Below are 22,128 nucleotides of genomic sequence, written 5' to 3' on the forward strand. Positions count from 1 at the left end.
CTAAATTAATTACTGTTATCTTTTTTCTTTAAAATTTCAACTTTTTCCCTTTCACTTGTCAGCAGCCTTTCATACAATTCAACGATTTTTTCAACGGGATTGAAGGTGCCCGCGACTGAATTTATCGAGTTGTCAGAAAAGGTACAATCCCGTACATTGTTTATGTTGTTTATTACATTCTTTTCGTCAAATTCTTTGATCATCTCCGCCGATACACCCAATACATCTGCCACCTTTGATAACATATCGTCGTCAATTACCTCTTGTTTTTCCAAACTAGAAATGCCTTGTTGCGATAACCCAAGATCAGCAGCTAGGGCTTCCTGCTTAACGCTCATGTAAACCCTAATTTTTTGGATATTCCTTCCATGATGTTTATTCGATTTAACCTCCGGGGAATTTGAAACCATACTTTATATTTTAACCACAATATAGTAAAAGTCAACCAAATTCCAGTTAAAGTCAACCGAAAATCGCACAAAAGTTGCACAACATCGCATAATTTGCCTAGAATACTAATTCCCTAACCATACGCACAATCACAGTTTATTGAGATCGGGGAAAGGCAACTGGCATGGCAAAAGCCCATATATTATAATATCTCTTAATTAATTCACAATCGCGCATGAAGTTACTTCTTTTCATTGCGCTGGCCCTTGTGTGGCCGGCACGATGCTCCTTTGCTCAGGATCTTCATCTGGCTAAACACGCTCCGTTATCTATTGGCGACACGGTACCGGATATTTCGTTTATGCTCTGGAAGAAAAGCATACCTGCCAAGCTCAGTGACTATACCGGAAAGCTGGTGATCCTCGACTTTTGGGCTACATGGTGCGGAAGCTGCATCCGCATGTTCCCTAAAAGCGATTCTTTAGAAAACCAATACAAAGGACAGGTAATCTTCCTGCTGGTCAACAGCATACGTTCCACCCAGGACAGCGCCCGTCAACTAACTAATTTCTTCCAACGCTGGCAGAAAATGAACGGCCAGCAGTTTGCCCTTCGCACTGCCGTCAATGATACAACAGCATTCAAATTATTCCCTCACATATTCCTACCGCATTACGTTTGGATTTCAGGTGATAGAAAAGTGTTAGCCATTACCGGCTTCGAGGCAATCACGGCCACCAACATACGAAAAGCACTGAGTGGAAAAATACTAAAAGAACCGATTAAAGGCGACAGGTACGACAGGGATAACTGACACCACACCATTTTTCACCAAAACACAATTTTCAATGAGATTGATTTTAGTAGGATTTTTCTTTTTATTTACCGTTGTGGCGTTGGCACAGCCGACAACCCGTGTAGAGATCAGGGGACGTGTATATTCAAATGAACAACTGCCGCTGGCTGGTATTTCGGTATCGGCACAGAAAAGCGGCGTCAGAACCACCACACGAAACGATGGCACTTTCAACCTATCCATATCACAGCTACCCGATACCCTGACCTTTACACATATCGGCTACAGCCCACTTCGGATGCCCATCACAAAGCCGGGCGAATCATTAGATATTGTGATGAATGTTATTGCTACAGAACTTTCGCAGGTTACGATCAGTACAGGCTACCAGCGAATAAAGCCCAACCAGGTCAACGGTTCATTTGCCCTTATCGACAATAAGGTACTAAACCAGCAAACCGGAACCAACATCCTTAACAGGCTACAGAATGTTACGCCGGGCCTCAACTTTAACCCCGGCTATGGTAATGCCAACAGTAACAACAATAGAACCGGAATAAATATCCGTGGATTAAGTACAATCAACGGATCGTTAGACCCATTGATTGTACTGGACAATTTCGTTTTTCAGGGTGATATTTCAAATATCAATCCGAACGACATTGAAAATATCACTGTTCTTAAAGATGCCGCTGCCGCTTCCATATGGGGAGCTAGGGCCGGGAATGGTGTGATTGTCATTACAACCAAGAAAGGACGCTATAATCAAAAACCAACCATTTCCCTTTCTTCTGGCTTGATCGTTCAGGATAAGCCCGATCTTTCTAACCTCCGGGATATGAGCATACAAGACTACATGGGGCTTGAAGCATTCCTATTCGGTAAAAACTACTTCAACACTACATTGAACCGCCGGTACGTACCAGTTCCACCACTAATCGAAGTGCTTCAGAAGCGGAAGAGCGGCTTGATCTCTGCTGCGGATAGCGCGGCGCAGGTTTCAGCATTGCAAGCACAAGACAGCAAAGCTCAGTATCAGGAACACTTTTACCGCCCTGCCGTCACTCAACAATATTCACTAAGCCTTTCAGGAGGTAGCAGTAGTATGACATGGTTACTCGCCGGAGCGTATGACCGAAATATCGATAATCTGAGCGCCGCATATGACAAAGTAAACCTGCATCTATCCAATTCGATGAAACTTTCCAAAAAAATACAGGTCGATGTGAACGCCTACTACACTAATAGCAAGGCGACCAGCGGCAAAGAGAGTTTCGGTACAGTAGCAAGTGTAAATGGAAGATATGCTCCATATCTTTCATTTGCTGATGCAGCAGGTAAATCCTTGCCTGTTCCGAAATACTATCGGGATAGCTATGTAGATACGGCAGGGGCAGGTCAATTACTCGACTGGAAATATTACCCGCTGGATGAATACCACCAACGCAGGGCGACAACAAGAACAGACGAGATAATCGCAAATATCACAGCCACCTACAAAATACTACCATTTCTGCAGGGCAGCATCTTATATCAGTACCAGCGGCAGCGTACCAACCTGCAAAGCCTTTCAGGGGCTAATAGTTTTGATGCCAGAAACACCATAAATCTATTTAGCCAGGTCAACCGATCCACGGGTGAAATAACCCATATTGTACCTGTAGGCGATATTCTCCGTACAACCTTCACCAACCGAAGCAGCCAGAACCTGCGTGGTCAAATTGATTTCAGCCGGGGCTGGAAAGACCACAGCATAGTAGCACTTGCCGGGGCTGAGATTCAGGATATTGAAGCCGACAGTTACAAAAATATCTATTACGGATATAACGCGCAGCCCTTATCATATGCAAAAATGGATTTCATCAATCCCTACCCAACTTTCATTACAGGTCGAAACCAAATTATTTCTGATGCAGGGCTGCCGACCAGTACGACGAATCGCTTTGCTTCTCTTTTCGCCAATCTGAACTATTCCTACCAAGCAAAATATAGTTTCTCCCTTAGTACACGGCGCGATGGAAGCAATGCTTTTGGAGTGAAAACAAATGATCGGTGGAAACCACTATGGTCTGCGGGCTTTGGATGGGATATTTCTCAGGAAGGATTTTATAGGCTTCAGTGGCTCCCACAGTTGAAACTCAGGGCTACCTATGGAACATCAGGTAATGTTGATATTACACGCACTGCAATGCCGGTCGCTGTATATTCCGTTGATCCTCTCACAAACCTGCCCATTGCCACTGTTTCCACGCTGAACAACCCGCGACTGCGTTGGGAAACCGTTAAACAACTGAATATAGGTGTACAATTCTCTAACAACTTCCTGTCCGGCAGCATCGATTACTACCGCAAACTAGGTTCCGATCTGTATGGGCCGATGCCCTACGATTACACTGCATGGGGTGCATCGAATTTCATTATCGCTAACGTCGCAGACATGCGAGGTAATGGCATCGATGTGATACTGAATAGCAATAACCTCAAAGGAAAGCTGAAATGGAATACTACGGCGATATACAACTACGTCAGTAATAAAACGACAAAATACTTTGACGAATCTGCTCAAACGATCAATACCATGTTGAGCGGAGGCAGAAGTATCACTCCGGTGATCGGAAAGCCATTGTATGCAATCGCAGCCTTCCAGTGGGCGGGGCTTAACGGAAAAGGAAACCCGCAGGGCTATTTGAATGGTGCAATAAGCACCGACTATGCAGCAATGCTGGCATCGACCTCCGGGAAAGATGGAGATCGGCCAAGCATCGTTTATGTAGGCTCATCGATACCAACATCTACAGGCAGTTTAATTAACACTTTCTCTTACGCCAATTTTGATTTAGCGGTAAATATCGCGTACAAACTCGGCTACTATTTTCGCAAACCATCTATTTCCTATTCCGGTATCGTTGCCGGATCGATGGGCAATAAAGAGTATACAGATCGATGGCAGTTTCCCGGTGATGAAAACCGTACCACGGTGCCTGCTTTTAATTATCCCGCAGATGGAACCCGTGATATGTTTTATGCTTACAGTACTATCAATGCGCTTAAAGGCGACCATATCAGGCTACAGTACATCAACCTGACGTATACACCGGTTCGACCCTTCGGGATCTCTACTATGAAACAAATACAGCTTTACATCAATGTTGCTAACCTGGGCATCTTATGGCGGGCAAATGACCATAACCTTGACCCTGATTTCCCCAATGGGTTACCGACACCTAAAACATTCTCAGTAGGCATCCGTGCCTCATTTTAAAAAACATATAATCATGAAAATTATCGCACAAATATTTCTCATTGGTCTTTTAGGTGGCCTTCTCGGATGCAGCAAATATTTAGAGGTTCAGCCTGATGATACGCTGACTGTTCCGAAAAGCCTCACCGACCTTCAGTCGCTACTGGACAATTCCAATCGTATGAACATGCAACGAACTCCCAATTTCGGGGAAGCATCCAGTGATGATTACTTTCTGCCCGGCGCACAATTCGACAATATTGAAGTGGAGCTGCAACGAATCTACACATGGAAGGTAAAAGAGTACGTCTTTCAAAATGATTGGTCTATAGCATACGAGCCGATCTTTGTCGCCAATCTCTGTCTGGAACAGCTACAAGAAATCCCTTCGTCCGGCAACGCGGCAGAATGGAACCAAATAAAGGGCGCTGCCCTGTTCTTTCGCAGTTACTACTATCAGCAATTGCTCTGGACTTTTGCACCAGCTTATGACGCATCCACGGCAGCAAACGATTTAGGCATAGTATTACGCAAGACCTCTGACTTCAATGAACCTAGTGAACGGGCGAAAGTGCAGCAGTCGTATGACCAGGTGTTACAGGACGCGAAAGAAGCAGCCGCACTTCTGCCCGATCTACCGCTGCTTCCAATGCGGCCATCGAAAGCGGCTGCATATGGTCTGCTGGCCCGGACGTATCTTTCTATGCGCATTTATGATAGTGCCTATTTCTATGCGGATGCTGCCCTGCGAATAAAAAGCGACCTTATGAACTTCAATGGTGATACCGACATAAACGGCAGCATCACCGAGCAAGTCCCTTTCCGTATGTTCAATAAAGAAATACTATTTTATTCGGAAATGACAACCACCAATTATATTATCAATCCTTCCAGCATAGCCATAGATTCCAATCTCATAAAGTTGTACAACCCGCAGGATCTCCGCCTTGCGGCTTTCTACACGAAGGAGGACACCATTTACCATTTCAAAGGTAGTTACACCGGTAATGAATGGCAATACTTCACAGGCATTGCCACTGATGAACTATATCTGATTCGGGCGGAAGGAGCGGCCAGAACCGGACAGGTAGAACAGGCTGTATCTGACCTTCGTGCATTACTGACAGCCCGGTGGAATGAATCGAGCGACCCGCCGGTAATTGCGCCCGCTGACAGCCAAGAAGCACTACAAATGGTTCTCGAAGAACGTCGCAAAGAACTTTACATGCGCGGGGTACGATGGGTGGATATAAAACGACTTAACAAGGAAAGACGGAATATTACACTGCAACGTATTGTGAATGGTACCAGCTACAAATTGAATCCGAACGACCGATACTTTGCATTGCCACTTCCAAAAGACATAGTAAGTGATAGAGTACCTCAGAATCCATAATCGCAGGAAAAAGGTTTACAATGACGAGATTCTTAGAAGAAAAAAATGCGAAACGAAACTACTCCGCTTTAGTAGGCTTTCACAATTTGTCATGGAGAGAAAAAGAAAGCATTTTCCATCAGGGCGTTCGCAAGGTGCAGTTATCCGCTTTCAGGGAATTAGTTCAACTAAACTGGCAAGAACTTGCAGTTTTACTGGCAGTAACTCATCGGACTTTACACCTTTGGCGAGAAGACCACAAACTTGCGGATTGTTATGCCGACCGGTTCATCCAATATGTAGAAGTATTTAGTTTGCTATACAATGCTATTACCATTCACCAGCAAGCGACCGTATGGCTTAGAACCCCGTGCCGGGAATTGTCAGGTCGAAAACCGTTAGAGGTACTTGAAACCTACCCAGGTGTAATAGCTGTAGAATATGCTCTAAAACGCAAACTGGCGGAAAGATGGCACGCTGACCTGCATTGTAAAAGATGTTATCAGTTTCCGCTTAGAAATACGAATGCGGTATGATCCAGCTATAGTTCCAAAGAAGGCGGCTCGTAAGCCGCCTTCTTTTCTTTCTTCCTTTAATGAAAAGGGCTACCGACCGGCAGCCCCTCAATTTTCCGAATTACTTTTTCTCTACCATCTTCCATCCATCATCAGCCAGTGTGAACACAGCCCTTTCTTTTTTTTCGCCCTCCAATTTATAGTGAGATAGCTTAGCGAACGGCGTATTATGACGATGTTCAACGGTGTACTCGACGATAGTTTGTTTTCCGTCAGCTTGCTCAACAACATCTGTGATCTCTTTGAAGTGCAGCTCACTCACCTTTACCCGCTGGATACTGTATTCTTTATCCTTATCTGTGACAGGTAGTAAGTATGGCCCTGATCTATCGGTGAAGCTGATAAAGGGCTTTCCAGCGTCGGCAAGTGATTGTGTTTTCGCTATTTTAATATACCCTTCATCTTCCAGCTTTGAATCCAGGGCGCGAGCTGCGTGCTTCGGGTCAGCGGTGAATACTTCCCAATCAATAGTTTTCGGGTACTTTTTTGAAATGATCTCTGCGGCTTTCTCCTTCGTCAATTGCTGAGAGCCGCAGGACACCAGCAACAGTGCAATCAGTGCATAGAAAGTGGTTCGCATGTTCTTATAATTATTTGTAAGCAATTTACTGATTTTATCCGCTTCAAATCCGCACTGAACAACAGTTATACGAAAATTCTGGCTCACGACAAAAAGGCTACCCTCTACAAAGGAGGTAGCCTTTTTTGTCTGCTTAAAAATTAATCAGTCCGCCTGATTGGAATACAGATTTCCGGTACCGGAAATTCCGGTTACGTGTGCCGTAGTTCCGCTTTGCGTTGCTGTGATCGAAACACCGGATAGTTGCGTTGGGCTATCCGGATCATCAACATAATCGGCGCTCACCAGCACGCGGCAGGCTTTTTGGTTAATGTTGGCGCAGCCACTCAGATTCAGACCCTTGTATTCCCAATATGCGTTCGAGGTATTTTGTACATTACCTTGTGTATAGGGTTGGGAGCTTTTGAACTCAAACACGTACATATCTGCACGTTTGGAACTCTTTGCTTCTTTGAAAGCAACGCCTGTAAAGGCTACCACTGCGGCAAGTATGCCGAACAAATACTTCTTCATGACATGAAATTTTAGCTGTTATAAATATTGTTTAGATAAAACCGGACGATAACCCACGTTACGAAGGTGGCGCACGACTTCCCACGCTGGAGCTTTTACCGCTGGCAACAATTCCTATTATTGCCAATACGATCATGACAGCATTGAAAATGATGTGCGACTTCCAGGACAATGATTCCAGCAACCCTGCACACATGCACGGCAACTTCGGTGCAAATGCCATCATATAGCTCAGGTAAATAGTGAATACTGCCAGTAAAAGAATCGTGGCTTTAAATCCCGTCTTTCTCATAGTCGGGATAAAAAGTGCCGTCGCTATAAAAATTTCTGCTACTGGTAGTGACCACGCCACTAAGCCCGCCACATTCCCCAATACCGGTGATTTACTCAACGCATCTCTGAACTGTTTATAATTATACAATTTATCGAGGCCGGTAAATAGAAACAGACACATTATAACTGCTGCAATTGATTCAACAGTCAATGTCCATTTCGTCCTTTCGGTTAGTGATGGGCGGTATGTTTTGTGGGTATTCATTTTTTGTTTTAGGCAAAACAATCCCTGATAAGGATGATCCTTATTTTTTTTTGATCCAATCTGTTGTTGGTAATTAAGAGTTCCTCTGCGATTGTCTAAAGCTGCGGGCTACAATATTCCTGTTTGTCTGCTAAATCTGTAATAAAGGTAATAAGCTGTTCCATTGATAACAATACGGTAATACTGAAATTTCCTTTTTGATGTAAAAAATTGCCTTTTTGACACATAGCCGTTTTTACAACAAATCGAACAGCATAGCCTCAACGAGCAATTGAAATGCCATTCCTAAATTCTTGTCCCGCCATACGGTCAACTTTGTTTTCTCCATCGGATAGAATGCCCGCCGAAGATTATTGTATGTACGGAATCCGCATTGCCTTGCTACTTCGCTTAGGGGTAACTGTGGGTCTGAAAGCATTATCTGCTTTGCTGCTTTTATTCTTTCATACATCAGGTAGCGATAGGGTGTAATGCCGAAAACCTGACGAAACTTATACTTGAAGTCTGTAGTGTTCATCCGGGTGTCCTTCGCCCATTGCTGCAATGTCATTGCTTCCGGGTATCTTTTTCTTATCATCTCCCTTACGAGGTACAAATTTTCCACCTGGTCATACGTTATCTTCTTATCATGCCCGTTGTTTTTGATAAGCGTATGCACTACCTGTCGCACTATTTCCTTAGCTATACCTTCTTTTGTGGGATCTTGTAATAGTTCTTCCATTCCCTCCAATACTGTATAGTCACTCCATGCAGGCTTCTCTGAAATCCACACCGGTTTGTCTGAACCAATCATGGAAGAAAAGGTATCAAACGTCCGGCCCCGTAGTTTTAGCTGACTGAATAGTGCCGGCGATACCTGCATATCCACTACCTCATAAATTTCATTTCCCTTTAAGAGCAGCTCAACATCTGTCAGCGGGGAATAGGCAAAGTGCATCTGGCCCTGCATGATCCCAATCGGCTTCCCCAGGAACACATGGGCAATGTGTTTCTTCAGCATGAGCCGAAAACCGAGCCATTCCATGTTTCTTTTCACCCGCAATGAAACATCTTCATGTGGATGATAAGAACTTCGCCAGATGGTGAAGTTTTCCTGCTGCACTTCCTGATAATAAAAATCGCCAAAATTGTTTGTGGACTGGAATGCGAGGCTTCCGGGAATGTAGGACTGAGGCAATTCTTGGGGATTATTTGGCATAAAGCTAACTATTCCCTTTGTCCGTTCGGATAAGGTAAACATATAGGGTGGGTTTAAATGATTAATGGTTTCCTGTTAATGAGTTGCTGGCATTTCTTGCGGGTTTTTAAATGATTACTGAATAATGGGGTTATTGTCCGGTTATATTGCCCCTATATAAATTTACTAAACTCCTCTCATTTAATTATATACAGCTCTGCAACAATCCTTCACATATTTATCTAGTATGGCATTGGATTACATGGCAATTCATAAATTATTGTAAACTTTTTTATTGATAATGGACACTCGCGCTAATAGTTAATGGTTTTTGGGTAGTCGGCATAGGAACATCAATTAAACCCCCGTTGCGTCGCACTCTTGTACGTCATGTTAGCCTACTCACCATGTCCATTTTCAGATTTTCCTTTTGCATAGGATTCCATACCACTTTATAACAACGCCCACGTACATACGATTCTCACTCTATTCCATAAAGTTCACAATAGATGTACTGTTTTCAGGATGCCGCCGAACAGCCCTGGAAAAAAAATTTCTCCCCTCGTTGGCTTTTATAGTTACGGGACTCAGGGAGAAATTTTTTTTCTGGCGGGCAGTTCTCTGGCATCCTGAAAACACTAATACGCTTTGCGTGCGAAAAAGAAGAAAGCGGCGCACATAATAAGCCGCAATGTTTAACTCAAAACTTTTTCGTTATGCAAATTCCTAACAATCTATCAGAGATCGCAAAGATCATCCGCGCGGACTGGAAGAACATACACTACACCGCGAAACCTTACCTGTCCGCAATGGAAACGCTGGACAGTATCAGCGATCACTTTTTTGAAGATAGCGCCCGGAGTATTGTTTGTTACTTCCTCGGCAATGCTCATTCATGGAAGGGCGAAACCGCAAAAGCAGTGAAGCAAAAGTTAAATGAACTGCTGAAAAACTCCGATCAATAAGCCCACCGCCGGGGTGAAACGCCCCGGCTTTATTCCTCACTATCAAAAATTTTAAACATGAAAACTACAACACTTAGCCGCTTAATGCGCATGTCATGGGAGATTCAGCGCCGCCGTCATACAGACCGATCTAAAGCCCTGCTTTCCGCGTGGGTGATATTCAAAAATGATGATGTGGCTGTAGGTTATCTCCGCGCCAAGCATAGCACCCGTAACAGCAAACCTGCCCCCGCTGCAAACTATTCCCTTTTCAACATTTAAAAATTCAAGTCATGAAATACTTCAATAGTTGCAAAACCTTAGAAGAAGTAAAAACGCTTTACCGCGAACTGGCAAAAGAACATCATCCAGACATGGGCGGAGATACCGCTACTATGCAGGAGATCAACAAAGAATATGCGTTTGCCTGCGCTTTCATTGCAAAGGGTTCCGGTATGACTGATGAACAGGTAGACCAAGAATTGAAACTATCCGAAGAATACCGCGCCGTCATTGAAAAAATTATACACCTGCCCGGTATCACCATTGAGCTAGTAGGCAACTGGATATGGGTAACAGGTAACACCAAACCCGTAAAGGAAAACCTGAAAGATGCCGGTTTCATTTTCGCCTCAAAAAAAATTGCATGGTTCTACAGAAATGAAGCCTTTAAAGTGCGTGGCAATGGCGCACCCCTTGAAAAAATCCGCGCAAAATACGGTTCTCAGACCGTGCAAGGAAAATACAAAAAAGAACTTAACGAAGCATGAACATAACGGAGCGGCACAACCGCCGCTCCGCTCTCTATTTCTTTCTCACGTATAAATTTTTAATCATGAAAAAGATAAATCAACAGGCGACGAAAGTATTTAGCCAAATCTTAGAAAAGTTAGGTACACGATGCCATATAAAACTTGAATCCTCCGGATTCATGCCTTTAACAGTGGAATTGCTGAATAGGTATATAACTACAGCAGCCGGAGAAGGTACACTCTACAGCCTTTGCCATTATTACGAGCTAAACGGTGATCTAATGCGCGATCCTGAAATGTGCTTTTTAGTGGTTGATTGCCGGAAGGAGCCGACAGATTATAAAAATCTCCACATATGCCCGCAGATGTACCAGCAAGACAATCGCGGGTTGTATGAGGAAAGCATGGAGATTGAAAACAATACAGTAAAAGCGTTCTGGCCGGGCTACCAACATCAGCACTGCATTTTTGCCAACTTCTGGTTCCAAAATATCCAACAACAAGGTTTCCTGAAATAAAAACCAGCGCGGAGCAATCCGCGCTCATTCTCTCACTCTAAAATCTTATCACATGCCTGCACTTAATCAAATGTACAACGTTCACAAGGCGAAGTTAATCTGTGAACTTTTACCCGAAGAAATCCCCGGCTTTCTTGACTTCGCAAAATCTTTTTCTGATGGCATTACCGCCGCTCCTGATGAACTCCGTAAACAGTGGAAAATAAATCCAATTATCGGCCCGGATCATTGGCTGAGTTACGCCGCTGAAACTAGCCAAATCATTACGCAGTACGGGAAAAAATTGGCTAAATCTCCAAAGGTTTTTGCAGATCAGCTTTTTGATGGCATGATAGCTTTATATACCTGTCACTGCCTGCAACAGTACGTAGAACACAAAACCACTAACGAGAAGTTTAAACTCGCCTATCAGCTCATTTTTTAACTCCCGCTTAAATACAAACGAAATGAAACCGACAATTTATGTACGGCCTGATATGGCATTGCCCGACAATGACCAATGGCAACACCGATTCAACGTAAAGAGCGAAAGCTCCAACCGTCTTTACGTTATCTCGCAAAACATAAAGGGCAGGCATTGGGCCTGCTCCTGTCCGGGATGGAAAGCGCACCGTACCTGCAAACACCTTTCCGCCCTCGGACTACCCGGCAAATGCACGCCATATGAAGCAAACCTGATAAACGAGTAAGCTATGGCAAAGAAAGGTTTTCTCGATGGTTACAAAACATACGACACGGCCAGCGGTTACGGCAGTCCTCAAAGCTGGCGGGATGCCTTTACTCAACGTATGAGCAAGGAAGATGCAACCCGAATAATTACCGATGCAGTACAAACTCCGCATGAGGTACTCGGAATTAAACAGGGGGCATCCGCAGCAGAAATTAAGAAAGCATTCCGCCAGCTAATTCGTCAGTGGCACCCTGATACTAATCAACACCGGCTCACCGAAGCCGAAGCCATGAGTAAGAAGATAATCGCGGCTTACACACTTCTTTCCTAATACATTTTTTTAACCGGCCTGCCCTTAGACAACATGGAGGGCAGGCTACAAACTCGCATCATTATGAAACACAATTATGAAGAACGAAAACAAAACCGCATCGAATATGCAAAACAAAAAGCGGTCAAATTGCAAAAGGAATCTAATCAGCTTTATGACCAGGCTAAAAACATGGCATCAGCTATTCCAATGGGCCAGCCTATTCTTGTGGGTCATCACTCAGAAAAGAGAGATCGTAACTACCGCGAGAAAATACACAACACCTACGGAAAGGCTTTTGCAGCCAGTGACAAAGCAGAGTATTATGAGAGCAAGGCCGTTACGATAGAGGCCAACGATGCCATATCATCAGACGATCCCCAGGCACTCCTGAAACTCAGGAACAAACTCGCATCCTTGCAGAGTGCGCAGGACTTCATGAAGGAAGCAAACAAATGCGTAAAATCCGGTAACAAGGAGGCGTTTATGAAACTGCCACACGCGTCGGAAAAAATCTGGCAGGAAATCACAACCCCGGATTGCATGAATACAATCGGTTTTGCTCACTACTCCCTCAAAAATAACAATGCCAATATCCGGCGGATAAAGCAACGTATTGTACAACTGGAAGGGATGGAACAACTTAAAACTTTTGAGAAAACCATCAACGGTGTGCGCGTAGTGGTAAATGCAGAGGCAAACCGTGTTCAATTATTCTTTCCTCAGATTCCCGGCGAAGATATAAGAAAGCGGCTCCGTGATCGTGGTTTCCGTTTTTCTCGATCAGAGGGTAACGCTTGGCAACAGTTCATCAGCAACAGCGCGGTAAATCATGCTTACATGGTGGCCGGACTGTATCAGGCTGAACACGGCGACAAATAATTGCTGACCTGCGGCGCCTTTCCCGGCGCCGCCATTTTCTCACTCCCAAAAACAGCTATATGTCAATACGTAAAAGGAAAAATGCCTACAATGTATTTTGCCGGTCAGCTAACCGGGTTACGGCACAGGATGCGGTCGCAGATCCTGAGCAATACCCTTACGCTCCTGATCTTATGGATGAAGGTGATGTTCTTGCATTTCATGTTTATCTCGATGGATATTTCTTTCTCGAAATCACTCACAGTGGCGAAGTGAAATACCAAGTCCTTACACAATGGATGCACCCGATTTTCTCCAATATTGAAGATGCAGAAAAAGAGCTTTTCGATATGTGGAAGAAAGGATTGTATTAAATGCGAAAAAGCTGCCGCCATGCTTTTCACCATCGCCAAACAGCGACGCACAGCGGCAGCTTCCCACTGCCCAAATTAAAATCAATCTATGCTTCCAAACATCGTATACTCTCCAAAAAAGGTCTGTCTTTCTTTATCCCTATCTTCAATTCATATCGGCAATCAACAGGGCAAAAGGCGAAGTCTATGGATTCATTATTCAGTTTGTAATTTCGCAACCGCTTATTTAGAAAAACGGTTAGCTGAAATCTTAATCCTCCTTCCTGAGAGAAGTAGCCATTTATCCCCATGACCTTCTTTGCCCAAATTTTAAAATCTAATCGGGCAACCACCATTCCTGTAGGTACCAGTTTCTTTTCATACGGATAGTCTTTCGGACGCAGCCCCATTTGCGAAGCCTTTCCCCACGCCAGCACATTGTTTTCCATACCACAATCATTTCTGCGTTAACAAAGAAATTTTCTCGTTTAGTTCGGTCAGACCTGCTTTTTTGAGCAATTCATCTGCGATACTTTTAATCGCATCAGCGGTGCCTTCATCCATCCCGGCAAGTAGCCCATCTTCGCGGTTCTTTAAACCAGAATCGATCACCTTCACCAGAAGCAGGATTAACTTCCGTGGTTGGTTAACGCTCACCTTCACCGAATCACCCATTCCAGGGCTTGCAAGTAATGTTTCAAAAACTACTACAACATCTTTCGCACTTAACATACACTTCTGTTTTTGTGAGTAAATAATTTCTCCGTAAAAATATTCGCTTCCATCGTCGCATTGATACTTCACCTACTTCCTTCTTTGCAGTGGTATGTTCTCGCCTGTGTCACATATCTACTTTTGTATCTGCAATATTGAATTGTGAAGTGAAAAATGTGAGTTATGACAATAGAGCAAGCTAAAGAGCTGGACATGGTGGATTATCTCACCAAAATTGGTTTCCAGCCGAAGACGATCAACGAACCTCATTACTGGTATATCTCTCCATTGCGTCCAGAGGAAAAAACGCCCTCCTTCAAGATCAATCGCAAGATGAACAAATGGAAGGATTGGGGAAGCGGTGACAGCGGCAACCTGATAGATTTTGGCATCCAGTTCCACAAATGTTCCGTGAAGGACTTTCTGCAAAAGCTGGACGTGAACACACCAATGTTCAGACCTGCTCCGCAGCAGGAATCTTCCAGTAGAACAGACGGCGAAATTACTGTCAGCCGGGTAAAGCCCATAACCTCAATTCCTCTCATTCAGTATGTGCGACAACGTGGTATTCCGCTAGATACAGCAGAACGATATTTGAAGGAGGTGCATTACAACCTCAAAGGCAAAAACTATTATGCCCTCGGCTTCAAAAATGATGCAGGTGGTTATGAGCTTCGCAACAAGTATATCAAAGCCAGTAGTTCCCCCAAAACTTCCACGTTTATAGATAATAAATCCGGGGAACTAGCGGTATTTGAGGGCTTTTTTAACTTCCTTTCTCACCAAGCGATCAACCGCAACAAACAGCAGCCATCCAGCAATTTCCTAGTACTAAATTCTCTCTCTTTTTTCGACAATAATATTTCCCGCATGACAGCCCATGATCGTGTGAAATTATACCTCGACAACGACAAATCCGGCGACAAATTTACCAAGCAGGCATTAGCCATAGACTGCCATAAATTCAGTGATGAACGCAAGTTGTATGCACCGTCAAAAGACCTCAACGAATGGATGCTGAACAACCGTCCACAACAGCAGCACCAGCACCACCAACAACAACAACGCCGAAGCCCGTAGTCTATCCGGGCGACTGGCTCCCTGCTCTCCAGGGCTTCGGGACATGACTAACATCTGCGATTACGGCATCCAGCACTGCATACCCATTTTGTCCACCATGACAAAATCTGAGATCATCTGCTGCGCCATGATCGGCCAGATGTACGGTTGTGGCACAAGCCTCAACCGAATCTGGCCGGCCACCCTCCGAAGTCGGGGCCGGAAATCGCCACAGGCGGCAAAAGAACCATTTTAAGCCACTTAAAATTTATCAAATGAAAGGGCAAAAGATCAATCGTAACAAGCATCTCCATGTTCGGCTAACGCCGGAAGAATACCAAAAGTTATTCAATCAGTTCACCATTTCTTCCAGTCAGAAATTCAGCGAACATATTCGGAAAATCCTATTGGATAAACCGATAAAAATGTATCACAGAAATCGATCTCTCGATGACCTAATGACAGTCCTGATCCTACTCAAAGATGAGCTGAATGCCATCGCCAATAACTACAACCAGGTCGTCAAAAAACTGCACATGCTCAACGATAAATCAGACCTCTCCGGATGGTTATCGCTCAATGAAATTGGTCGCAAAGCATTGCATGAAAAAGTAACTGAAATCAAAGACAAAATATCTCAAATCAGCGAAAAATGGTTGCAAGAGTAAACGCTAGTAGATCACTGAGAAATGCGCTGCACTATAATGAAAATAAGGTGCGGCAGTCCACCGCTGTGCTTATCCATTCCAGAAATTTTGCAAAGGACACTCAACAGCTCGGCATTACCGATAAATTGGGAACACTTCAGAACTTAGCTGCCCGGAATGAGCGTACTAAAGTGAACAGTGTTCATATCTCGTTGAACTTTGATCCGTCAGAGAAACTGGACGACGTAACCTTTCAACGGATAGCCGATTCATACCTGCAAAAAATTGGCTTTGGAGATCAGCCATATCTCGTTTACAAGCATGAAGATGCAAGCCATCCCCACATCCACATCGTTACCACCAACATCAAACGGAACGGGAAAAGAATTGCACTCCACAACATCGGAAAAAATCAGTCCGAAAAAGCTCGCAAACAAATTGAAAAGGATTTTAATCTAGTTCGTGCTGATTCAAAGCAGCGGCAACAGGCATATGAGGTAAAGCCAGTTAACGCTGAGAAACTTTTATATGGAAAGAATGCTGCCTCCGGTACCAAACGGGCCATCGCAAATGTTCTCGACACGGTGTTACCGAAGTACAAATACACCTCATTGCCAGAGTTAAATGCAGTTCTCCGACAATACAATATTGTTGCTGACCAGGGCAGCAAGGAATCCCGCATCTATAAGTCCGGTGGACTGGTCTACAGAGTGCTTGATGCGAACGGGCAAAAGGTTGGTGTCCCGATACCTGCCAGTCACATCTACAACAAACCAACTCTTAAAAACTTAGAGAAAAACTTCCTGAAAAATCAGGTGCAACGCCGCCCACATATGCAGCGGGTTCGCAATGCCGTGGACTACATCATTGCAACAAAAGGACGTATCACCTTAACAGAATTACAAAACTACTTACAGAAAGAGAGGATTTCGCTTGTTGTACGGCAAAACGCGGATGGCATTGTTTACGGCTTAACCTACGTAGATCATAAAACGCAATCAGTTTTTAACGGTTCAGATCTCGGCAAACCCTACAGCTCTAACCAAATGCAACAACGTATCCGGCAGATCCCCGTGATGCGTCCAGAAACGCCACTGATAAAACAGCATACCTCCAATTCTCAGAAGAATGAACAAACACAAGCGGGTGCCGTGAAGGGTGCTGTAGAATCAGTGTTTGACATTGAAAAGGAATCGTCACCACAGGCAGAATTTGACGAAAGAAAGAAGAAAAAACGAAAAAGATTGTTTCATTAAACCTTGTTTCGTATGAAGAAGAAATTGATCGTGTCGTTTAGTGGAGGCGAAACATCAGCTTTTATGTCGCAATGGCTATGGCAGCATAGAACAAACGATTATGAAATGCTTTTTGTATTCGCTAATACCGGCGAGGAAAGAGAAGAAACACTGGAATTTGTTCAACATTGCAGCGATTATTTCGGGTTTTCCGTGAACTGGATAGAATGCGAACCCGGTTGTAAGGATAAATACAGGTCGGTTGATTTTAAAACCGCTTCCCGGCATGGAGAACCGTTTGAAAAAGTAATTCAAAAATATGGCATTCCCAATATTGCATTGCCGCATTGTTCCCGTGAGCTAAAGGAAGTACCAATATCTGCATTCTCAAAATGCTGCTTCAAGAAGTCATATTATACTGCAATAGGTATTCGTTCCGACGAAGTTGATCGCATATCTCCGTTGGCCCAAAAGAAGAAGCTAATTTATCCGCTAATATCAAAAGGATTCCTTCCGGGCATCATGAAGGTTGATGTAAACCTGTACTGGTCAAAAATGCCGTTTAGACTGAATCTGAAAGGCTACGAAGGGAACTGCAAATGGTGCTGGAAGAAATCAAAAAGAAAGCTGCTGCGTATAGCAAAAGATACCCCTTCAGCTTTTGACTTCCCTCGGCGTATGGAGGAACTATATGGACATTTCATACCTGATAGCCGATCCGCGAAACTATTGCAGGATGGCAAGTCAATATCCTTCCCAATTACATTTTTCAGAAACCATTTATCGGCCAAAGAGATTCTACACATGGCCCAGTCTGCCAATCCTATCATCAGGGATGAGAGCAGGGATTATACAAAGCAAGCAACACTACCATTCGATGATACCGACGACATCGATGCCGTAGGTGGTAATAGTTGCGAGGTATTCTCGGATTGCCGATAGATATTCTTTACTTCCAAATTGTGTGTTATGTCAATGCGAACAGGTGAGAACGAACAGGGGTTGAAGAAGATCATTGACCTCACTAGAATGATAGCAATAGTTATCCTACTTCTTCATTGCTATTACAACTGCTACTATGCTTTTAAGCTAATAGGATGGACTAGCAACATATCCGACCAGCTATTAAAAAATATCGTCAAAACTGGCTTATTATCAGGGTATTTTAGGAGTAAAATCATCGCACTCCTCTTACTATTTATTTCGTTGCTTGGAGTGCGTGGCAGAAAGGATGAAAAAGCAGATGCGCGTGCAGGCATTGCGCTGCTGTTCTCTGGCCTCATTATTTACTTTGTGAGTGGTTTGATTTTATTGGTAGACGGACTGCCCGCGCAGGCTGTTTCAGCAACCTACATTCTATTAAACGCACTAGCATTCGTACTCCTTATTACTGGCGGTAGTATAATAGCCAGGTCTTTAAAAAAAAGACTGAGCGGCGATATATTCAATAAAGAAAATGAAACGTTCCCGCAGCAGGAGAAACTACTACAGAATGAATTTTCAATAAACCTTCCCGCATACTATTTCTACAAGGGTGCGCAGCGGGATTCGTGGCTGAATTATGTATCGCCAGCTCGTGGCCTACTCTGCGTAGCCTCGCCCGGAGCCGGAAAATCCAGATACCTTATTGAACCTGCGATCCGCCAACTTCTGGCTAAGAATCATGCAATGGTTTTATATGATTTTAAGTACCCTGATTTATCAATCATAGCATACAATCACTATCTAAAAAATCGAAAGAACTACCCGCGCAAACCCTCATTTCATGTAATAAATTTTGACGACCTGCCACACAGCAACCGGTGTAATCCACTCTATCCGGAAATGATGCACGACATATCCGATGCTGTTGAGGCAGCGCGAATCCTAATGCTAGGAACCAACAAATCCTGGTTGCGTAAGCAAGGGGATTTTTTTGTCGAATCGGCAATAAATTTTACTATATCAGTCATTTGGTTTCTGCGGAAGTATGAGGATGGACGGTATTGCACATTGCCGCACATAATTGAGTTTATGCAGGTAAAAATGGATAAGCTCTTTACGGTGCTTCAGACGGAGCCGGAAATTTCTGCCTTCATTTCACCCTTCATTTCTGCATTCGTTGAAAATACAATGGAGCAACTCGAAGGTCAGTTAGACGCAGCAAAGATCGGTCTTGCAAGACTTTCCTCGCCTACAATTTACTATCTGCTTAGTGGTAATGATTTCACTTTGGACATTAATAACCCGGCATCCCCGAAGATTCTTTGTTTAGCAAATAATCCGCAGAAGCAAGAAGTATATGGGCCACTATTAAGCCTTTTCATGACCCGTATCAGTAAGATCATGAACCAGCCGGGCAAAATAAAATCGGCGGTGATACTGGATGAATTTCCCACCCTGACATTTCTGGAACTCTCAACACAAATCGCAAGTGCAAGGAGCCACCTTATATCTACCATCTTGGCAATGCAATCGGATCATCAATTGCGTTTGCAATATGGCAAAGAGTGGGCAGACGTAGTGCTAAATATTTGCGGAAATATTATGATCGGGCAAACCAGCGGAGAACTTGCAAAGCAGGTTTCCGAAAGGCTCGGTAAAACAATGCAAGACCGCGAAAGCATTTCCATAAATAGCGGTGACACTTCCATTTCCAGAAGTAAGCAACTTGAAATGGCCGTGCCTGTGAGTACAATTTCCAACCTTTCTTCCGGCGAGTTTGTAGGCATCACTGCCGATACACCCGACCAGCCCATTGAATTGAAACGGTTTCATGCTCACGTGAAGGTTGATAACAGTGCCTTGAAAATTGAAAAAGAAACCTATCTGCCCGTTCCGATAGTGAAAGCTGTAACCCGTAAGGACATAATGGACAATTATGCCATCATTAAACAGGATGTGCAGGATATTGTTGAGGCTGTTTTACAGTCGGTTTTAAACGATCCTTCGCAGGAGGGACTAATAGTGAAAAAATAAAAAACGTCTGCAATATCTAGTTTGCAACCGGCGCATGTTCTGCATCCGGTTCGGCTGTAGGTTGAAATACGTAGAAGGTTTCACGACCTCGTTTTTCAGCCGCAAACTTTCCACCGCCGTTAATGTTTAGTATAAACTGATCTTCACGGCTTAGGTCGGCCAGCTTACGTGCAATAGTATTTTCATTGTACTCTCCATTCATTTTTTTTGCGACGAAGGAAGCAAGAGCAGCACGAGAAAATTCCCTCTGTTGGCTGAAGGCTTCAGCCAGGGCAGCATGAAGTTCGTTCCCTGCGCTGGGGCTTTCTTTTTCGCCTCTACTTTCTTCATTGTATTCGACCTCTACCAATGTTTCTAATTCTTCATCATATGCGATGTATATAGGCGCATACCGCTTTTTAAACCGCATTTTTTTGAACACCAACTGAAATACGTCTTTATCCTCTTTATCACTCACACGGCGTATCTGTAATTGGGTCGATGCCTTCAATGTAAGCTCAGTTCCGACGTGTCCACGTGCCTTGTCATTACCACTTAAATTTTCATGGATCAATAACAAAAATGTCATATCGAACTCCGTCCTCATGATGTTCATCCAATCATGTATCTTATTGGCACTTGTAGAGGAATTAAAATCGTCTATACAATCCGTAGAAACGTCAAGAACTACCAGCATGTGCTGCTTTACTTTCTTCCGCAATTTCTCAACGTAGGTTTTTAATACTTCGAGCCTGTTATCACGGGAAATATTCAATATCGGAACAGGTGTTAATCGGGCGGAAATTGTGTTGGCTTTGTGTCCTGCATTTCTGTTTAACGATTGAATCGAAGTTGGAAACTCGTCTTGCATGTTCCGTTCGGTATCAACATACAGAACATGGCAGGGCATATCAGGGTTTGCAACGATATTGAGGTAATTCCCGCCAGGTTTCCCCACTGTGTTTTTCCCCACAATTGCAGCGGTACAGATTATCTCTGCAAATCGGCTCTTATGGCTTCCTTCTTTCCCTTGTATTGCATTGATGGTATAAGGGCGAAATAGCGGCTGCCCATTTATACTCAGCAACGCAGGAGGCTGCGCGATGGGATTACGTGAAGCCTTCTTTACCTGCTCCACATTTGTTTCAAGAACTTTTAATTCTTCTGCGATTGTTTTTTCAGCGTTACTCATAGCTAGTTTAAGATGACGAATGATGTAAAATACGTTACATTCAAATTCCAAATGTTAATTAGATGTAAACATTTTATCTTTTTCCGGGGTCACGCAATCATGATTGTGTGACGGATGCGTGTATGTGTATATGTATATATAGCCATCAATGCACGCATACATAATATCGCGGAGGTACGTCTGGTTGGAGCGGCGAAGTTATTACTTCAACATCATACTGCAATTCTATTGCAGTACAATTCCCACGCTGGTAAAAATCAACCTTGTTGTGGTAAAAGTCAACAGCTACAAATTCCTGTAAATCCGGGACTTAGTGTATTTTTCTATTATAGCTTTAAGACTATGGCAAACTTCCCTCATTTATTTCCCGGAAACCGATATAAAAAGTTGTCCTCACAGCAGCTTCGCCAGCAATTAAAGGGTATGGCGCAATACATCTATGATCTCGGCAGGCGTATCGGCTCTTACAATTCCATAAGAAAGAAAACGCTTATGCAAAAGTTCAAACGTCAGCTTCTCATTTATCAGGTTGGATATTACTTCGCGTTCTATGAACATTTATATAATATCCTCATGGAAAAAGAAAAAAAGAACCTTATCAAAGATCACCCAGGTATGAAAGTCCTTTTCGATAAAGGAATCGTAAAAGATATTCAAGACGTTATAGCACTTCGAGAGAAAGCAAAACGCCGCCCACCTGACCCACCTTAATATCGCTGACTGAATTTTAGAGCTATTGCCATTTTTTTAA

27 protein-coding genes are annotated in these 22,128 nt (G+C 43.7%); 19 read left to right on the forward strand and 8 right to left on the reverse strand.

Features of this window, described 5'->3' with window-relative positions; all coding sequences use genetic code 11:
• Positions 1-5 precede the first annotated feature (5 nt).
• The gene (locus KW844_RS09950) at positions 6-338 is read right to left on the reverse strand and encodes a helix-turn-helix domain-containing protein (RefSeq protein ID WP_218376572.1); all 333 of its coding nucleotides are present in this window, start codon (positions 336-338) and stop codon (positions 6-8) included.
• 287 nt (positions 339-625) lie between these two features.
• On the opposite strand from KW844_RS09950, the gene KW844_RS09955 reads away from it, so the two are divergent.
• From KW844_RS09955 to KW844_RS09970, 4 genes are read left to right on the forward strand one after another with little or no spacing between them, the layout of a single operon-like run.
• Positions 626-1,204 (forward strand): TlpA disulfide reductase family protein, encoded by a 579-nt coding sequence (locus KW844_RS09955; protein ID WP_218376573.1) that lies wholly within the window; start codon positions 626-628, stop codon positions 1,202-1,204.
• A gap of 34 nt (positions 1,205-1,238) precedes the next feature.
• Positions 1,239-4,448 carry a SusC/RagA family TonB-linked outer membrane protein gene (locus tag KW844_RS09960; protein ID WP_218376574.1) on the forward strand — a complete coding sequence of 1,070 codons (3,210 nt, stop codon included), beginning with the start codon at positions 1,239-1,241 and terminating at the stop codon, positions 4,446-4,448.
• A 13-nt stretch (positions 4,449-4,461) separates the two neighbouring features.
• Positions 4,462-5,823 carry a RagB/SusD family nutrient uptake outer membrane protein gene (locus KW844_RS09965; RefSeq protein ID WP_218376575.1) on the forward strand — a complete coding sequence of 454 codons (1,362 nt, stop codon included), beginning with the start codon at positions 4,462-4,464 and terminating at the stop codon, positions 5,821-5,823.
• A 20-nt stretch (positions 5,824-5,843) separates the two neighbouring features.
• The gene (locus tag KW844_RS09970; RefSeq protein ID WP_218376576.1) at positions 5,844-6,338 is read left to right on the forward strand and encodes an antitoxin Xre/MbcA/ParS toxin-binding domain-containing protein; all 495 of its coding nucleotides are present in this window, start codon (positions 5,844-5,846) and stop codon (positions 6,336-6,338) included.
• Between the two features lie 100 nt (positions 6,339-6,438).
• Here KW844_RS09970 and KW844_RS09975 read toward each other — a convergent pair whose 3' ends face one another.
• The 4 genes from KW844_RS09975 to KW844_RS09990 form a co-directional block, all read right to left on the reverse strand.
• The gene (locus tag KW844_RS09975) at positions 6,439-6,957 is read right to left on the reverse strand and encodes a hypothetical protein (RefSeq protein ID WP_218376577.1); all 519 of its coding nucleotides are present in this window, start codon (positions 6,955-6,957) and stop codon (positions 6,439-6,441) included.
• A gap of 144 nt (positions 6,958-7,101) precedes the next feature.
• On the reverse strand, positions 7,102-7,470 hold the full coding sequence (locus KW844_RS09980; protein WP_218376578.1) for a hypothetical protein: 369 nt from the start codon (positions 7,468-7,470) through the stop codon (positions 7,102-7,104).
• A 58-nt stretch (positions 7,471-7,528) separates the two neighbouring features.
• Positions 7,529-8,008 carry a MauE/DoxX family redox-associated membrane protein gene (locus KW844_RS09985; protein ID WP_218376579.1) on the reverse strand — a complete coding sequence of 160 codons (480 nt, stop codon included), beginning with the start codon at positions 8,006-8,008 and terminating at the stop codon, positions 7,529-7,531.
• Positions 8,009-8,243: 235 nt separating this feature from the next.
• Positions 8,244-9,248 (reverse strand): AraC family transcriptional regulator, encoded by a 1,005-nt coding sequence (locus KW844_RS09990; RefSeq protein ID WP_218376580.1) that lies wholly within the window; start codon positions 9,246-9,248, stop codon positions 8,244-8,246.
• Between the two features lie 653 nt (positions 9,249-9,901).
• On the opposite strand from KW844_RS09990, the gene KW844_RS09995 reads away from it, so the two are divergent.
• The 9 genes from KW844_RS09995 (at position 9,902) to KW844_RS10035 (ending at position 13,614) form a co-directional block, all read left to right on the forward strand.
• A complete protein-coding gene (locus KW844_RS09995) occupies positions 9,902-10,150 on the forward strand; it encodes a hypothetical protein (protein WP_218376581.1) in 249 nt (82 codons plus the stop codon).
• A gap of 57 nt (positions 10,151-10,207) precedes the next feature.
• Positions 10,208-10,411 carry a hypothetical protein gene (locus KW844_RS10000; protein WP_218376582.1) on the forward strand — a complete coding sequence of 68 codons (204 nt, stop codon included), beginning with the start codon at positions 10,208-10,210 and terminating at the stop codon, positions 10,409-10,411.
• An 11-nt stretch (positions 10,412-10,422) separates the two neighbouring features.
• Positions 10,423-10,899, forward strand: a complete 477-nt coding sequence (locus KW844_RS10005) for a hypothetical protein (RefSeq protein ID WP_218376583.1) — start codon at positions 10,423-10,425, stop codon at positions 10,897-10,899.
• Between the two features lie 65 nt (positions 10,900-10,964).
• Positions 10,965-11,399 (forward strand): hypothetical protein, encoded by a 435-nt coding sequence (locus KW844_RS10010; protein ID WP_218376584.1) that lies wholly within the window; start codon positions 10,965-10,967, stop codon positions 11,397-11,399.
• Between the two features lie 52 nt (positions 11,400-11,451).
• Positions 11,452-11,823: a hypothetical protein gene (locus KW844_RS10015; protein ID WP_218376585.1), complete on the forward strand. Its 372-nt coding sequence runs from the start codon at positions 11,452-11,454 to the stop codon at positions 11,821-11,823.
• Between the two features lie 22 nt (positions 11,824-11,845).
• On the forward strand, positions 11,846-12,088 hold the full coding sequence (locus tag KW844_RS10020) for a hypothetical protein (protein WP_218376586.1): 243 nt from the start codon (positions 11,846-11,848) through the stop codon (positions 12,086-12,088).
• A gap of 3 nt (positions 12,089-12,091) precedes the next feature.
• Entirely contained in the window at positions 12,092-12,400 is a 309-nt protein-coding gene (locus KW844_RS10025) for a J domain-containing protein (RefSeq protein ID WP_218376587.1), read from the forward strand.
• A gap of 63 nt (positions 12,401-12,463) precedes the next feature.
• Complete coding sequence (locus KW844_RS10030) at positions 12,464-13,261, forward strand: DUF3560 domain-containing protein (RefSeq protein WP_218376588.1); 798 nt, start codon at positions 12,464-12,466, stop codon at positions 13,259-13,261.
• A gap of 59 nt (positions 13,262-13,320) precedes the next feature.
• Positions 13,321-13,614, forward strand: a complete 294-nt coding sequence (locus KW844_RS10035) for a hypothetical protein (protein ID WP_218376589.1) — start codon at positions 13,321-13,323, stop codon at positions 13,612-13,614.
• 86 nt (positions 13,615-13,700) lie between these two features.
• On the opposite strand, the gene KW844_RS10040 is transcribed toward KW844_RS10035, so the two are convergent.
• The gene (locus tag KW844_RS10040) at positions 13,701-14,042 is read right to left on the reverse strand and encodes a hypothetical protein (protein WP_218376590.1); all 342 of its coding nucleotides are present in this window, start codon (positions 14,040-14,042) and stop codon (positions 13,701-13,703) included.
• Between the two features lie 7 nt (positions 14,043-14,049).
• The gene (locus KW844_RS10045) at positions 14,050-14,325 is read right to left on the reverse strand and encodes a hypothetical protein (RefSeq protein ID WP_218376591.1); all 276 of its coding nucleotides are present in this window, start codon (positions 14,323-14,325) and stop codon (positions 14,050-14,052) included.
• Positions 14,326-14,490: 165 nt separating this feature from the next.
• On the opposite strand from KW844_RS10045, the gene KW844_RS10050 reads away from it, so the two are divergent.
• The 5 genes from KW844_RS10050 (at position 14,491) to mobC (ending at position 20,206) form a co-directional block, all read left to right on the forward strand.
• A complete protein-coding gene (locus KW844_RS10050; protein WP_218376592.1) occupies positions 14,491-15,387 on the forward strand; it encodes a toprim domain-containing protein in 897 nt (298 codons plus the stop codon).
• A gap of 254 nt (positions 15,388-15,641) precedes the next feature.
• Positions 15,642-16,034 carry a plasmid mobilization relaxosome protein MobC gene (locus tag KW844_RS29075; RefSeq protein WP_255578340.1) on the forward strand — a complete coding sequence of 131 codons (393 nt, stop codon included), beginning with the start codon at positions 15,642-15,644 and terminating at the stop codon, positions 16,032-16,034.
• Positions 16,019-17,269, forward strand: coding sequence for a relaxase/mobilization nuclease domain-containing protein (locus tag KW844_RS10060; RefSeq protein WP_218376594.1), 1,251 nt, complete (start codon positions 16,019-16,021; stop codon positions 17,267-17,269). Before KW844_RS29075 ends, KW844_RS10060 begins: the two co-directional genes overlap by 16 nt.
• 12 nt (positions 17,270-17,281) lie before the next feature.
• Complete coding sequence (locus KW844_RS10065) at positions 17,282-18,190, forward strand: phosphoadenosine phosphosulfate reductase family protein (RefSeq protein WP_218376595.1); 909 nt, start codon at positions 17,282-17,284, stop codon at positions 18,188-18,190.
• Between the two features lie 27 nt (positions 18,191-18,217).
• Positions 18,218-20,206, forward strand: a complete 1,989-nt coding sequence (gene mobC / locus KW844_RS10070; RefSeq protein WP_218376596.1) for a conjugal transfer protein MobC — start codon at positions 18,218-18,220, stop codon at positions 20,204-20,206.
• 16 nt (positions 20,207-20,222) lie between these two features.
• Here the strand turns inward: mobC and KW844_RS10075 are convergent, their stop codons facing one another.
• Positions 20,223-21,377, reverse strand: coding sequence for an AAA family ATPase (locus tag KW844_RS10075; RefSeq protein WP_218376597.1), 1,155 nt, complete (start codon positions 21,375-21,377; stop codon positions 20,223-20,225).
• A gap of 114 nt (positions 21,378-21,491) precedes the next feature.
• On the opposite strand from KW844_RS10075, the gene KW844_RS10080 reads away from it, so the two are divergent.
• Positions 21,492-22,088: a hypothetical protein gene (locus tag KW844_RS10080; RefSeq protein WP_218376598.1), complete on the forward strand. Its 597-nt coding sequence runs from the start codon at positions 21,492-21,494 to the stop codon at positions 22,086-22,088.
• Positions 22,089-22,128 lie beyond the last annotated feature (40 nt).

This window comes from Chitinophaga sp. sic0106 (assembly GCF_019219075.1).
In the GTDB taxonomy this organism is placed as follows: Bacteria; Bacteroidota; Bacteroidia; order Chitinophagales; family Chitinophagaceae; genus Chitinophaga.